At 51.4% G+C, this 14,607-nt stretch carries 14 protein-coding genes; 6 read left to right on the plus strand and 8 right to left on the minus strand.

Features of this window, described 5'->3' with window-relative positions; genetic code table 11:
* Positions 1-261: 261 nt before the first annotated feature.
* From rsgA to ACX1DY_RS01730, 4 genes are all read right to left on the minus strand, one after another.
* The gene (gene rsgA / locus ACX1DY_RS01715) at positions 262-1,353 is read right to left on the minus strand and encodes a ribosome small subunit-dependent GTPase A (RefSeq protein WP_458962467.1); all 1,092 of its coding nucleotides are present in this window, start codon (positions 1,351-1,353) and stop codon (positions 262-264) included.
* 510 nt (positions 1,354-1,863) lie between these two features.
* Positions 1,864-2,535 carry an HAD family hydrolase gene (locus ACX1DY_RS01720; protein WP_458962468.1) on the minus strand — a complete coding sequence of 224 codons (672 nt, stop codon included), beginning with the start codon at positions 2,533-2,535 and terminating at the stop codon, positions 1,864-1,866.
* 187 nt (positions 2,536-2,722) lie between these two features.
* A complete protein-coding gene (locus ACX1DY_RS01725; protein ID WP_458962469.1) occupies positions 2,723-3,178 on the minus strand; it encodes a DUF3939 domain-containing protein in 456 nt (151 codons plus the stop codon).
* 121 nt (positions 3,179-3,299) lie between these two features.
* Positions 3,300-3,896, minus strand: coding sequence for a DUF2087 domain-containing protein (locus ACX1DY_RS01730; protein ID WP_458962470.1), 597 nt, complete (start codon positions 3,894-3,896; stop codon positions 3,300-3,302).
* A 194-nt stretch (positions 3,897-4,090) separates the two neighbouring features.
* Here ACX1DY_RS01730 and ACX1DY_RS01735 point away from each other — a divergent pair, with 194 nt between their 5' ends.
* The gene (locus tag ACX1DY_RS01735; protein WP_458962471.1) at positions 4,091-5,074 is read left to right on the plus strand and encodes a YpdA family putative bacillithiol disulfide reductase; all 984 of its coding nucleotides are present in this window, start codon (positions 4,091-4,093) and stop codon (positions 5,072-5,074) included.
* 39 nt (positions 5,075-5,113) lie between these two features.
* Positions 5,114-5,557: a DUF441 domain-containing protein gene (locus ACX1DY_RS01740; protein ID WP_458962472.1), complete on the plus strand. Its 444-nt coding sequence runs from the start codon at positions 5,114-5,116 to the stop codon at positions 5,555-5,557.
* 87 nt (positions 5,558-5,644) lie between these two features.
* Here ACX1DY_RS01740 and ACX1DY_RS01745 read toward each other — a convergent pair whose 3' ends face one another.
* Positions 5,645-6,214 carry a hypothetical protein gene (locus tag ACX1DY_RS01745; protein WP_458962473.1) on the minus strand — a complete coding sequence of 190 codons (570 nt, stop codon included), beginning with the start codon at positions 6,212-6,214 and terminating at the stop codon, positions 5,645-5,647.
* Positions 6,211-6,630, minus strand: a complete 420-nt coding sequence (locus ACX1DY_RS01750) for a MerR family transcriptional regulator (protein ID WP_458962474.1) — start codon at positions 6,628-6,630, stop codon at positions 6,211-6,213. Before ACX1DY_RS01750 ends, ACX1DY_RS01745 begins: the two co-directional genes overlap by 4 nt.
* A 202-nt stretch (positions 6,631-6,832) precedes the next feature.
* On the opposite strand from ACX1DY_RS01750, the gene ACX1DY_RS01755 reads away from it, so the two are divergent.
* The gene (locus tag ACX1DY_RS01755) at positions 6,833-7,348 is read left to right on the plus strand and encodes a hypothetical protein (protein WP_019910642.1); all 516 of its coding nucleotides are present in this window, start codon (positions 6,833-6,835) and stop codon (positions 7,346-7,348) included.
* A gap of 104 nt (positions 7,349-7,452) precedes the next feature.
* Here the strand turns inward: ACX1DY_RS01755 and ACX1DY_RS01760 are convergent, their stop codons facing one another.
* Positions 7,453-7,770 carry a HesB/YadR/YfhF family protein gene (locus tag ACX1DY_RS01760; protein WP_458962475.1) on the minus strand — a complete coding sequence of 106 codons (318 nt, stop codon included), beginning with the start codon at positions 7,768-7,770 and terminating at the stop codon, positions 7,453-7,455.
* 533 nt (positions 7,771-8,303) lie between these two features.
* Here ACX1DY_RS01760 and ACX1DY_RS01765 point away from each other — a divergent pair.
* The 3 genes from ACX1DY_RS01765 (at position 8,304) to ACX1DY_RS01775 (ending at position 13,581) form a co-directional block, all read left to right on the plus strand.
* Positions 8,304-10,052, plus strand: a complete 1,749-nt coding sequence (locus tag ACX1DY_RS01765; RefSeq protein WP_458962476.1) for an ABC transporter ATP-binding protein — start codon at positions 8,304-8,306, stop codon at positions 10,050-10,052.
* A 66-nt stretch (positions 10,053-10,118) separates the two neighbouring features.
* On the plus strand, positions 10,119-12,209 hold the full coding sequence (locus ACX1DY_RS01770; RefSeq protein ID WP_458962477.1) for an ABC transporter ATP-binding protein: 2,091 nt from the start codon (positions 10,119-10,121) through the stop codon (positions 12,207-12,209).
* Between the two features lie 70 nt (positions 12,210-12,279).
* Positions 12,280-13,581 (plus strand): winged helix-turn-helix domain-containing protein, encoded by a 1,302-nt coding sequence (locus ACX1DY_RS01775; RefSeq protein WP_458962478.1) that lies wholly within the window; start codon positions 12,280-12,282, stop codon positions 13,579-13,581.
* A gap of 6 nt (positions 13,582-13,587) precedes the next feature.
* On the opposite strand, the gene ACX1DY_RS01780 is transcribed toward ACX1DY_RS01775, so the two are convergent.
* Positions 13,588-14,598, minus strand: coding sequence for a Gfo/Idh/MocA family protein (locus ACX1DY_RS01780; RefSeq protein ID WP_458962479.1), 1,011 nt, complete (start codon positions 14,596-14,598; stop codon positions 13,588-13,590).
* Between the last annotated feature and the right edge of the window lie 9 nt (positions 14,599-14,607).

The raw sequence follows: 14,607 nt of genomic DNA on the forward strand, positions 1-14,607 counted from the left end.
ACAGGCTGTCAGGAGACCCTCTTTATAATTTCATGCTATATAAATTGAAATATAGATTTTCATCATTGGGGTCTGGTCGTAACTGCGGGGAATGTTTGGACTTCCGGCCGCTGTTGTCTGCAGATTTCTTGATTATTACCGCTCCTCGCGGTGGAAATCCGCAGACAAAGGCGGTCGCTACCGCTCCTACAGTTCCAAACCTCCCCTCCGTCACTTCTGCCCTTTTTATATTTTCTTTAGTTCAATTTATATAGTTCACTGTCAATATTCTTCCAGTTCCCTGCGCCAGCTTGTACCCCTGGTCCGGGAGCCTCCTGCCTTCGTTGCAGCGGAGGCAGTTTTACGCTTCTGCTTCTCCTCTTTGCTGCTCTGGTACAACAGCTCCTTCTGGGTTTTGCGGTAATTCAGCAGCCGCTTCTCATCCAGCACCCCGGCAGCTACCGCCTCCAGGACAGCGCAGCCTTCTTCGCGCACATGGCTGCAGTCGCTGAACCGGCATTCTGCTGCAAGACTGCTGATATCGCCGAAGGCCAGGTCGAGACCGCCTTCGTCTTCCCATAGCTGCAGCTCGCGCATTCCTGGAGTATCCACAATAATACCGCCGTCCGGCAGAACGAACAGCTCCCGGTGCGTGGTTGTATGCCGTCCCCGGCTGTCCCCCTCTCTAACATCCTGGGTAAGCTGAAGGTTCTGCCCGCTGAGCCAGTTGACCATCGTTGATTTGCCGCAGCCTGAGGAGCCAGTCAGAGCCACCGTCTGTCCGTAGCCGATGTACGGCAGCAACTCTTCCCTCCCATCGCCTAGCAGTGCGCTGACTGCGTGTATGGCAACCCCTGGAGCTACCCGTTCCATCTCGGAGATTTTGGCCTCAGCATCGGAGCATAAATCCGCTTTGGTCAGCAGAATTACCGGGTTCGCCCCGCTGTTCCACGCCATGATCAGGTATCTCTCCATCCGCCGGACATTAAAATCATCGTTCAAGGCACTTACTAGGAATAGGGTATCCACATTGGAGGCAACGATCTGCTCATCCCATGTATTCCCGGCTACTTTCCGCGAGATCACACTGTGCCGGGGCAGCACACCGTGAATGACGGCGTGCTCACCGCCATCCTGCATCGCCAGCACAACCCAGTCCCCAATTGCCGGATATTCACCGGAATCGGACATGGTATGCCGGAGCTTGCCTGCCAGCTCTCCCCAAGTCTCCCCCGTCTCTGTCATCACACGGTATTTGCTGCCAAAGTCGCCGACAATTCTGCCGGGCACAAGCTCCCTGCCTTTCTCATTTTGGAGCTGTTCATTCCATTTGTATTGCCATTGTTCATTCCAGCCATATTGTTCAATTGTCATTTAGTTCCTCCTGAAAGTTGTCTTCTAATTTTCTGCCATTCCATTCTTCCACTACACGTATTTCCGGGAACACAAAAAGCCGCCGGAACGATTCGTTCCGGCGGCGATTCTCACAGAGCCTCTCCTCTGCCAATGAGCAAAAAGGACAAGCTCTGCAAAAACATATACGGAATAGCACAATCTCTCCTAGCCGGAGAGACCGGGTTATCCGTGCGCGATACAGACACAGCAAAAGCTAACGCTGAAATTACAAGTGTCCTGTTCACGCAAAAAAGCCGCCGGAACCGATACGGTTCCCGGCGGCTCTAAAAGGCATCATAGAGCTTACCTGCTAAGCTGCATACACTCTTACTCTACAGCCGCTGTTCCCGGAAGACACGTATCATGATCAGTAATTACAGATAACGAAATAACCGTATAAACTGCCATTAACATCGTCTCCTTCCGAACTAATATGCTGTAATGATAAACGGAGCTGCAGCAGAATGTCAACCAGAAATTAGAAACCGGTTATAAAATACCCTTCAGCTCGTCCAGCTCATGGATCGTTTTCCACGGGTGTGCGTCCAGACTGTCATCCCATGAGTGCTTGCGTTCCAGCCAGATGGTTTCCATTCCTGCTTTGGCCGCTCCCCAAATATCGTTCACCGGATGATCGCCGATAAACAGCGTCTCATCCGCGGTTGTACCGAGGCGCTCAAGCGCAAGGCGGTAGATCTCCGGATCAGGCTTGCTGATGCCCACTTCCCCGGAAATAACAATAGTGTTGAAGTAGCCGCGCAGCTTCAGCAGGTCGATTTTTCCATATTGAATCTCCGTCTTGCCGTTGGTCACAAGCCCGAGCAGGTAGCCGCGTTCCCGGCAATAGCACAGTATATCCTCGGCATGCTTCATGAGCGCTCCGTGCCCGTTGTAGGTTTCGTCATAATACGCCCGGATATCCGCCGGAGAGACCGCTGTCTTCCAAGGCAGTACCTCACTCAGCTCAGCAAAAAAACCATCCTTGTCGCGGTATCCGTCCGCATCCCTGACAATGATATCCTCGACCAGATGCTGAGTCTCAGCCGGCCCCAAATGCCCGAAGAAATCCGCTGCAAATTTCATGCAGAAGCTGCGGAAGGTATGGTCGCGGTCCATAAGTGTGTTGTCCAGATCAAACAGCAAAGCTTGTACGTTTCTCATTCCAAGTTCCCCTCATACACTGGTTTTCGTTCCGTAATTCATCAGAAATTCATTGTACTATGAGGGGTTGCATAAAGAAAAGGGCCAGCCGGACAACAAGTAGAAACGGCTACACTGTCCTTAAAAGGACGGTACCCGTTTCAGTGGGAAATATAAGAATAACGTCTAGTGTGTAACATATACTTTCTTACTCAAAATGATCCGCCCGATGTGTCAGCATCATTTCCTCCTCAGTGATATACAGGGGAAAAGGCGGTGTTTCCTTCAGATACCGCTCGCTGGCCAGCAGACGGTAATGCACCTCCGGCAGCCAGGCATCCTCAACCAGAGGGAGCTTGCCCGTATCTTGGATGTAATTGTCTACAGCCGATTGAACGATATCCAGATAATAAGGGACCAGCTTGTCAGCTTCCTCGAATATTTCAAACGTTTCACGGGACATGTAGAACTTCTGCTTCGGTACACCGCCTAAATAACGTTTCAGCCGGCTCAGATCTATGCTTTTATCCTCCAGGATCAGAGCCGTGCGGTTGATGGGTGCGGGCATATCTTCTTCAAATTGCCTTACAGCCTGCTTGATCTGCGGCAAGGTAACGGTGGGAGTAGTTGACGACGTATTTTTTTTGGCGCGCTTGAATATCATACTGAAAGTCTCCTTTCGAAGTATATGTCAGATAACGCTTACAATTCCATTTTATTCGTTATTCAGACATTTAATCAGCTTGCCTTCCATTCGTCACAGAAAATTCCCATTTTTAAGACTATTATTTGACATTTTCCCAGTGCGTCCATATCTCCGGTGGATTCAGCTCATATTTATCATTCTGCCGGTACATGAATTGGTGCATAATGAATTCGCGGCGGATGGTGGCAAAGTCTTCATGAAACTGCTTAATAAAATCGTTGATCTCTTTTTCCGTGTACACGACACCCGGTTCGAGCTTCTCCACCATATATTGCAGCGCAATCAACTTCTTCTTGTATTGTGCGGGGATTTGCCGCAGCCGGCCGTCTTTAGAAAAAAAGTTCCGCAGCACCGACTCCTTCAGACTATGTTCAGGCGATTCTTGTTCCATATTCTCTGCCCCCTTGGCAAAAATAAATTTCAGCGATGCCTCCGAAGAGGCCTCGATAAACTCTGGATTAAGCGTGAAATAGACCGTATTCTTGTCTCTCCGCTCTTTGATCAGCGCGGCTTCGCGCAATTTGGCGGCATGATGCGTTACAGTGGGCTGCGACAGATTCAGTTTCTCGGCCAAGGCCTGTCCGTGCATCTCTCCTTTGGATAACAGCAGTAGAATACGCATGCGCGTCGGATCGGACAAAGCTTTATGGTAATTGACAATTTTCTCAAGCTGCACCGGGGTCACTCTCCTATACATGATCAAACGGAATTTAAGGTTTCACAATATGTTTAGATATATATCTAATTATATACCATCCAATGAATACGAGCAATAGGATTGGCCCAGATTCCCCGGATGAATGGCGCAAATTTAAAATTTAGGGTACGCTTTAGAGAGAATGCAGATTATTTCAGGAGGTTGCAAGCTGTATGAAAGACGTCATCATCATCGGGGCGGGTCCCTGCGGACTATCGGCAGCCATAGAATGCCAGCGCCATGGGTTATCCAGTCTAATCATCGAGAAAAATTTCATTGTCCACTCGATCTATTTGTATCCGAACAATATGCAGTTTTTCAGTACAACCGCGCTGCTAGAAATCGGGAATGTCCCCTTTACTTCACCCAATGACAAACCGTACCGCCATGAAGCGCTTGTCTATTACCGCCGCGCCGCCGAGCAGCATAACCTTGAGATCGCGGCATACGAGGAAGCCTTGTCTGTTCAGCCTCAGGAGGATGGAAGCTTTGCCGTACATACCCGCAACAAACGCGGCGAAGCCCAGATCCGCACAGCCGCCAACGTGATCATCTCTACAGGCTACTTTGATCAGCCCAATCTGATTGGGATTCCCGGGGAGGAGCTGCCAAAGGTAACACATTACTTCGGGGAAGCCCATCCCTACACCGGTATGAAGGTTACTGTAATCGGCGGGAGCAATTCCGCTGTGGATGCCGCGCTTGAGCTGATTCGGGTCGGTGCCAAAGTGGATATGGTATACCGGGGGGCCAGCATCTCGGAGAACATCAAGCCCTGGGTCCGTCCGATCTTTGAGAGCATGGTCCAGAAGGAAAAAATTACACTGCACGTAGAATCGCGGGTAACGGAAATCACACTGGGGTCCGTAATTGTCACTAACCAAAGCGGCGAGGTCTCTGAGCTTGATAATGATTTTGTGCTGGCGTTGACCGGCTTCCGTCCAAGCAGAACCCTGCTCTCCTCAGCCGGAGTGCAGATGAACGATGATCTGGATAAACCATCCTTCAACCCGGCGACGATGGAGAGCAATGTTCCCGGGCTTTATGTAGCCGGCGTTATCGCCTCTGGACGCAATGCCAATGAGGTATTCATCGAAACCGGCCGGGGACACGGCAAGCTGATTGCCGACCATATCACTGCCAAACGTCTGTCCTAGAATACAAGAGTATAGAGAAAAAAGGAGTGTGTCGCCATCATGGATGTTACCTCTTTGCTGCTGCTTGGTTTTGCCGCTCTGGGGATTATCAGCAAAAATTCACCGGTAACGATTGCCGTCATTGTTCTGCTGCTGCTGCGGGTGCTTGGGGTGCAGCAGGCTTTTCCCTGGCTGGAAAAGTACGGGCTGACGGTCGGCATTATCATCCTGACCATCGGGGTAATGTCACCTCTGGCCAGCGGCAAAATATCACTGCCAATCATCTGGCAGTCCTTCCTGCACTGGAAGTCGCTGACCGCTATCGGCATCGGCATGCTTGTCGCTTACCTTGGCGGACGGGGAGCGGCATTGATCGGCGGCAATCCAACCATCGTCGCCGGCCTCTTAATCGGCACTGTGCTGGGCGTAGCTTTCTTTAAGGGAGTTCCGGTGGGGCCGCTCATCGCAGCCGGCATCCTGTCGCTGCTGATCGGAAGAGGATAAGGTACGGCTTATATTTTAAATAATGGCTGCCTGAACGGTGGATTCGAGTGTTCAGGCAGCCTTTTTTGCAGCATATAACTCAGGAATCTAGTTTCCCGTCCCCTCAACCCTATACTGCTTCTCTAGCTCCGAACGGTAGCAGGGATCATAACGTATCAGCTTGCCCGGCGTACAGTCGAGCATTCCACTGTCTCCGTGATCCGCAGGATGCTGCGCCTTGAATCTGTGCCGCTGTTCTTTCACTTTGCTGACGACTTCCTCATCAATAATTGCCTGCTCCGCTTCCGCCGAATCTGCGTCCACAATTCTCAAAGGAACAATCCGCACACTCTCCCGATCCTCTCCGCTCTTCATCCTACAGGACACGATAATGTCAAGCTCCGTCTCACCGCAGCCTATCGGCTGAACCGTATAGATTTCCAGCAGCAGCTCATTCGAATACTGTGGCTGGTCGAGTACGATCTGGCCTTCGGCATCGGTGAAGCAATTACCGGCATTTCCGTCCCAGTAGACACCTTGTGGAAGCTGCAGCCGGACGGAAGCATGTTCCACATCGTTGATCGGCCCGATTCTTATCCACAAATGATTGATCCCTTCTTCGTTCTCCAAGAAGGATTTGGCGAAGCGCGCTTCAGTCACGAATCCAATACCGCTCATAGCTTGTTCTCTCCTCTCAGCAGCCGGCCTATGGTCTCAATCATCTCTGATCTCAGCTCAGCCGAGATTCGAGGACTCACCGTCAGCATGATGTCTTCGCTCACCACCAGCGTCTCATTCTGCAGAATATGCTCTGGCTGAGAGAACCGCAGGCGTCCGCCAATGTTAGCGACTTCTTCGTCGGATAACCCCGACAGCTTGGTCTGAATATTCGCCAGGCTCTCCCCGCTTCTGGACAAGGTCTGAATAGCCCGCAAATGCTCCAGATGCCGATCTGTGTACACACGCTTGTTACCCGCCAGCTCCAGCGGCGGCAGCAGTCCAATTTGCGTATAATACCGTATAGTCCTCAAATTCATGTCCGCATCCTCCTGCTGGAGAAGTTCAGCCAGTTGTTTGCCGGTATAGATGTTCATCCGGTTCACCTCCTGTTATGATTACTAAATTCCATCGCAGTTAAGTTACAGTTAAGTGTTATAGTTACAGTATAGTGTAACCATAAATATAAATCAATATTTCCGCTTTGACTGGGTACAGTTGACATTTACGCTCCACAGTGTTTTTATATTTTTAAACCCATAAGTACGATAGCAGTACCCGAACTTCAGGAGGATAATGATGTCCAGACAATTTGTGACAGAAGCCGTCATGATGGCGATTTACGGCCAGCTTCTTGTTCCGAGAAGCCCTGTAGAATATATTGTGCCTTATACCACCGTGATGGAATTATACGAACTGCGGGACAGCGACGAGCCTCTGATGAGCCATGCAGAGGATGACCAGCATGTGAAGCTCAAAATCCGCGAATTGATTGCCTATTTCGAGGAACCGCTGAATTCCAAGAAGATCAACCGCTGCCTGAACGTCCCTTGGGCCAAAAGCTCCGGGATTCTGCTCGGCAGCCAGGCACAGGTCACGATTATCAACAGCGTTGATAATGCCACATATGGAGAAACCTTCGACCCGATTGAGACAGAGCTGCTGCTCGCTTCACAGCGGGAGAAGGTGCCGATTCTAACCGACCAGTTCGAGCTGATCCAGCGTATCATCGAAGGCGGTGTGCCTGTTCAGGTGTATGATATTGACGATTTTGAATTTGCTATGGAGGAAGAAACCTTCCGCAGCTCGCACTAATGCTTCATCATACATGGTCCTGCTTCAGCTAGCCAACATAAAAAGCCCTGCCTAATGGCGAGGGCTTTTGTGCTAAATATGTGCTGATCCGCCTGGCGGCTGGATCACTCCTTCACACCGCCGGTTACCGGCTGTGGTTCATACGTATATTCGATATCATCCTCATCTTCGGAATACACAATGGACAGGCTGTACCCTTCCATATACCATAAATCCTGCTCTTCCATATAAAAAACAATGCCCCCCTGCTCAGCCTGCACAGCAGGACGGCCCGGCGGCTCGGTTGCGATTCCCAGCGAAAAACCGGGATGCAGTCCTCCGCCCGAGCTGTAACGGGGAAATAAGCGAATATAATCCCCTTGCTGCAAACTAAGCTCCCGCTTGAACCAGGCGGCGGCATCCGGGCTAATCAGCATATTCATTTTTCTAAGCACCTCCCGTTTTTTCATGATCCTGGTGAACATTTGATGATATTTTAAATTGCAAATACATAATATATCATACAACTTATTTGCAGGTTATTCAAAATTACATTTGACAATTCTTGAAGCCGGGTGATAAACTCAAACACATAACGAAGCGTTTCAAGTTATTACCAAAATTAATGAAAGGGGTGAGCTCGGTGTTTAAAATTGTACCTATGTATTTCCTAACTATTGTCGGCAAGAAATCACAACTGAATACCGAAGCAGCCCTAGTAGTGGAACCCTCCTGAGAATCATGCGTGTTACGCGTACCGCTTGATATCAGATCGTGCAAGTCTCTTCCATGTCACTGTGCTGCAGTTAGCACCGTTGACATGATAGCTGCTGTAAATTACAGGCATATCGTCCGTTATCGGATGGTATGCCTTTTTGTTTGCCGCCCAGAACTTCCCACTAACATTGATGAGGCAAGTCAGTAATTCTCTGTAAGAAGCCGACAACCATTACAACATGAAAGGAAGGGATTCCCCTTGTTCTCCGTTCTTCGCAATCTCGGCTGGTTTTTCCGCCGCGAAAAAAAGCGTTATGCGATTGGCCTAATTCTGCTAATCGCTGCAGGTGTGCTTGAGCTGCTGCCTCCCCGCCTGCTTGGCAATGCCATTGATGACATCGTCAACGGTTCAATAACCACATCTTCACTGTTTATGTACATCGGCATGATTGTTTTCATGCTGCTGATCATCTATTGGGTCACTTACATATGGATGCACAAGCTGTTCGGAGGCTCTAACCTCGTGGAACGTCTCCTTCGTTCCCGCTTCATGAGCCGTCTCATGACGATGACGCCTTCGTTCTTCGAGCGCAACCGTACCGGCGACCTGATGGCCCGGGCCACCAATGACATCCGGGCCGTCTCGGCAACCGTAGGCTTCGGGATGCTCACACTTACGGATTCAACCTTTTATCTCACGGTAGTGCTGATGGCTATGGGCTTTCTGGTCAGCTGGAAGCTGACGCTTGCCGCCGTATTGCCGCTGCCGCTGATCGCTATCGCGATGATTTTCTACGGTAAAGCAATTCATGACCGGTACAGTCTGGCACAGGACGCCTTCGGGGATATGAACGACCAGGTGCTGGAATCAGTGTCCGGCATCCGCGTCATCCGCGCCTATGTGCAGGAACGGCATGACGAGAAACGGTTTGCGGACATTACTGATGACGTATACCGCAAAAATATGGCTGTTGCCAAGGTCGATTCCTTCTTCGAGCCAACAATCCGGTTCTGCGTAGGGCTAAGCTACATTATCGCGCTCACCTACGGTATCTATCTTGTATTCCGCAACCAGATTACACTGGGGGACCTGGTCTCCTTCAATATGTATCTCGGGATGATTGTCTGGCCGATGTTCGCCATCGGCGAGCTAATCAACATCATGCAGCGCGGCGGCGCTTCTCTGGAGCGTATTGACGAAACGCTGAATTCCAAGCCCGATGTGGAGGATGTTCCTCATCCGACTCCGGTAACCTATCCGGCCAGCATTGAGCTGAAGGACGTTACCTTCCGGTATCCGACCTCGACGATTGATAACCTGAGCGGTGTCAGCTTCAAATTGTCCCAGGGGCAGACGCTGGGTGTGGTCGGCCGTACCGGCAGCGGTAAATCAACACTGCTGAAGCAGCTGCTGCATGAATATCCAACCGGTAAAGGCGATATTCTGATCTCTGATGTGGCGATTGAACAAATCGCGCTCGACCAGCTTCACAGCTGGATGGGCTATGTGCCTCAGGAGCAGATCCTGTTCTCCAAATCCGTGCGCGAGAATATCCAGTTTGGCCACTTCCAAGCCAGTGACGAGAAGATCATGGAGGCCATTACGGCTGCTGCGTTCCAGAATGATCTTGGCACCTTGTCCGACGGTCTGGACACACTGGTCGGTGAGCGCGGCGTCTCCCTCTCCGGAGGCCAGAAGCAGCGTGTATCCATCTCCAGAGCCTTTATAGCTAATCCCGATATTCTGATTCTGGATGATGCGCTGTCCGCCGTGGATGCCCGGACCGAAGCCAAAATTATTGAGAATATCCGTGAGGAACGCGCAGGCAAAACCACATTAATCTCCACACACCGTCTTTCCGCCATCGAGCATGCCGATCTGATCGTCGTGCTGGACAATGGGCGTATCACTGAACGCGGCACCCATCAGGAGCTGCTGGAGATGAACGGCTGGTACCGTGAGCAGTTCGACCGCCAGCAGGTGGAGAATAACCTGACTAATGATTAATCAGCAGCTTAGCTGCACCATGCTCCCTAGAATTAACATTCGGAATACCCTTTAGGAGGTGTCACTGTGACACAGAGTACAGGCAAACGCCTGCTGCAGTATGCTTTAACTGCCAAAAAAACGTTCATTGCAGCCCTTTTGCTGCTTAGCATTGGAGTCGCGGCCGAGCTCGCAGGGCCATTTATCGCCAAGAGCATGATCGACAATCATATGCTGGCTATCGAGAAGCCATACTTTCAGACTTCCTCATCCGAGGATGCGGCTGAATATAACAATACCTTTTACAAACGCGGTGACCGCTTTGCGCCGGATGAGGCCAAAGGCCAGGAGATTCGCCTGCTGCAGGCGGGTAAAAGCTTCTATTTCATCAATGAGCCGGTAGCGCAGCCCGAAGGCAAGCGGACCTACCGTGACGGAGCGCTGCATATCCAGCGAGGAGACCAAGAAGCCGTCTACCCCGCTGTGAAGCTGTCAGCAAATGATCTATTTTCCTTTTACAAACCAGAGCTGCCGGGAATTTATGAGCTTGTGGGCTTGTATGGACTGTTCCTTGTCATCTCTATCTTTGCCGAATTCGGTAAAACCTACTGGCTGCAATCCTCGGCCAATCAGGTAATCCGCAAGCTGCGGACAGATGTGTATGCGCATATCCAGCGGCTGCCGGTCTACTTTTTCGATAATCTGCCTGCGGGCAAGGTGGTTTCACGGGTTACGAATGATACCGAAGCGGTCAAGGACCTGTTCATCGCCGTATTATCCAACTTCAGTACGGGGATTATCAATATTATCGGGGTGTACGTCGCCTTGTTCCTGCTGGATGTCCGGCTGGGTCTGGTCAGCTTGTTCATCATACCGATTGTTGTGCTCTGGATCGTGCTGTACCGTAAAATCGCCACCAAATACAATACGATCATCCGCTCGCGGCTTAGTGAGATCAATGCCATCATCAATGAATCCATTCAAGGGATGTCCATCATCCGCATTTTCCGCCGCCAGAAGCAGAGTACGGAGGAATTCGAGAAGCTTAACGACGATTACTTGAAGTATCAGAATAAAATGCTGAACCTGAACGCCTTCACCTCGCACAATCTGGTAAATGCGCTGCGCAGCCTCTCCTTTGTGCTCGTGCTGTGGTACTTCGGCTTTGGCAGTCTGGACGGCTCAACCTTCGTGTCACTCGGTGTGCTGTATGCCTTCGTCGATGTGCTGGGACGGATGTTCCAGCCGATCACCGGGATGGTCAACCAGCTTGCGAACCTCGACAGCTCCATGGTTTCTGCGGGACGCGTATTTACGCTGATGGATGAACCGGGCGAACCGGTGACAGATGGAACCATGCCGCGTTACAAAGGGAATGTTGTGTTCAAGGATGTCTCTTTTGCCTATAAAAAAGACTTCGTCCTGAAAAACATCTCCTTCGAGGCGCATCCGGGTGAGACCGTCGCCCTCGTCGGCCATACCGGCTCCGGTAAAAGCTCGATCATCAATCTTCTGTTCCGCTTCTATGATCCGCAGCGCGGCACCATAACGATTGACGGCCAGGAGGTTACAGGAATACCGAAGCAATGGCTGCGCAGCCATATGGGTATTGTGCTGCAGGACCCTTACCTCTTCACCGGCACCATTGCCTCCAATGTGAGCCTCGGAGACGAGCGGATCTCACGTGAACGTGTAGAGCGGGCGCTGCGTGAGGTCGGCGCAGATAAATTGCTGTCCCATCTGCCTCAAGGTTTTGATGAGCCGGTTATCGAGAAAGGCAGCACGCTGTCAGCAGGCCAGCGCCAGTTGATATCATTTGCCAGAGCGTTGTCCTTCGATCCGGCGATTCTGATTCTGGATGAAGCTACCTCCAATATTGATACCGAAACGGAGAGTATTATTCAGAACGCGCTGGAGGTGCTCAAGAAAGGCCGCACCACCTTCATTATCGCGCACCGTCTGTCGACGATCCGCAGCGCAGACCAGATTCTGGTGCTGCATCACGGCGAAATTGTCGAGCGCGGCAGCCATGACGAACTGATGGCACTCGGCGGACGGTACTTCCGCATGTATCAGCTACAGCTCGGTGCTGGAGCTGGCGGCGGTTCGGAGCTTCCGCAGGCTGATCCGGTTCAACTGTCGGCAGCGGCTTTGCAGCCTTCAATTAATCAAGCGTAAGACTTACCAAATCAGCCCCTGATGATATTAAATTTCATCAGGGGCTTTTACATGCTTGTGCAGGGAACGTTTGTTCCGTATAATGGAAGACAATACATGGATCGGGGTGAAGCATTTGGTTACGTATACACTCAGCAAGCGGCAGGCACGGCTTTTTTTGCTGCAGCACCAGCGGCTGGTCTCAGGCGGTGCGCCAGGCGGAAAGGAAAGCATTTATGATTTCGTTCGTCATGTGGGCTGCATCCAGTATGATCCGCTCAGTATCGCCGGACATAATCATGAGCTGGTGCTTCAGGCGCGGATTCCGGGCTTTACCCCGGAGCTTACCGCAGAGCTGCTGTACAAAGACAGGCTGCTGATCGACGGCTGGGACAAGAATATGTCCATCTATTGCACGGAGGACTGGCCTTACTTTCAGCGGCGCAGAGCAATGGCGGCTGAGCGCTATCATAAGAATGAGGGATTGATGGGGATGGTGTCTCATGTCCGTGAAGAGCTGACAACGCGCGGCCCGCTCTCCTCTCTCGATCTGGAGAGCAAAGACAAAATCGACTGGGCCTGGGCGCCTGCAAGATTGTCGCGTGCCGCTATGGAGAGCATGTATTTCTGGGGTGAGCTCTGCGTGCATCACCGGGTACATACACGCCGCTACTATGACTTCTCAGCGAAGCTGCTGCCCGATAAGCTGCTGCATTCCGAGGACCCTAACGTGACCGAGCAGCAGCATCACGACTGGTATGTGCTGCGGCGGATCGGCAGCATCGGCCTGCAGTGGAACAAATCCGGCGACGGCTGGCTGGGCATTGCCGGCCTGAAGAGCAAGGAGCGGACAGCCGCCATAGAACGTCTGCTCCGTAACGATAGCATCCGTGAAGTGCGAGTAGAGGGTCTGAAGCTTCCGCTATATATGCGCACTTCAGATGCTCCAGAGCTGGAAGCGGTATTGGTTAGAGACTCTGCATCCGAAGCGGACGATAACAGCTCTGGAGCAGATTTTGCCGCCGCACTCGCTCCCCTCGACAACCTGCTCTGGGACCGGGAGCTGATCCGGCAATTATTCGGGTTTACATACCGCTGGGAGGTATACAAGCCTGTAGCTGAACGCGAATACGGCTATTATGTGCTGCCGCTGCTCTACGGGGACCGTTTCATTGCACGGTTTGAGCCGATAATGGATAAGAAGAACCGGGTGCTGAATATTGAGCGCTGGTGGTGGGAGCCGGACACAGGCTTAAGCGCGGAGATGATCCCCGCGCTTACAGCAGCCTTATGTTCGCTAGGTAAATGTACACGCGCGGATGCTATCCGGTTTGCTCCCGGAGCTTCCGAAGACAACGGTCTACAAGCGCTAGAGGCCAGCCTCCAGTGGTAAGTCCGATTACAAATCTATGAGTATGCCTCCGGCATCAGCGGAACGAAGCTCTGCTTCAATAATTTCTAGTGTGCCTACCGCACTCTCCGGCAAACACACGGACACCGGCTGCTGCTGATGAATGGCTTCAATAAAGTACTTGATCTGCCGATAGTAGCCCATATCACCGGATAGTTCAGCGATGAAGCCCGGCGCAGCATTCGGATTAACCTTTAGTTGACCATTCTCAAAGACCAGGTTACCACGTTCGAAATTCACGCGATAGGTCATAGAGAATCCATAATCCCCCTCAAGTGTCCAATCCGCCTGGGCATTCAGGACTTTGCCATCTGGATAAATATAATGGGTGGAGACTGTATCATAGCCACTTCCGGAAATGACGTTGCGGGCAAGAGTCGAGACCTTGTCCGGTCTGCCGAAGAGCCAGTGAACCATATCCGTATCATGGATATGCATATCCAGAATACAGCCCCCGCTTAGGCTGCCGTCCAGGAACCAGCCCTTGGGTGCTGCGGAGCCGCGGAAGAAATAACCTCCGGTCACGGCTCCATACCGTTCATCTTCAACGCAGGCTTTCAAATATTCATAAGCAGGCCAGAAGCGCAGGCATTGGCCAATCATCAGCGTGTTCCCGCTTCTTTTGGCAGTCTCCGCCATCCGCCGTCCGTCTGCGGAATTCCCGGCGACAGGCTTTTCGCATAAGACATGTATTCCTTTTTCCAAAAGGGTACAGGCCAAATCCGCATGCAGGTAGGTAGGCAAGGTGATGTCCACAATGTCCAGCTCTTCATGCTCCAGCATATCCGAGATATTCTCGTAGAGGCGGTAAGGCGACAGATCGTATATCACCTGACTGGTGGCGATATTGCCTGAAGCCGATCTGTTTTTCAATTCTTCTATCAATAAATCACTGATGGCCACAAGCTGAATCGGCGCACCTTCCTCTGCAAGACGGACATAGTTGTCGAAATGCATTCTGCCCATAAAGCCAAAGCCAATAAGTCCAACCTTCAACATAAGATTAGC

Source organism: Paenibacillus sp. BAC0078, assembly GCF_054483875.1.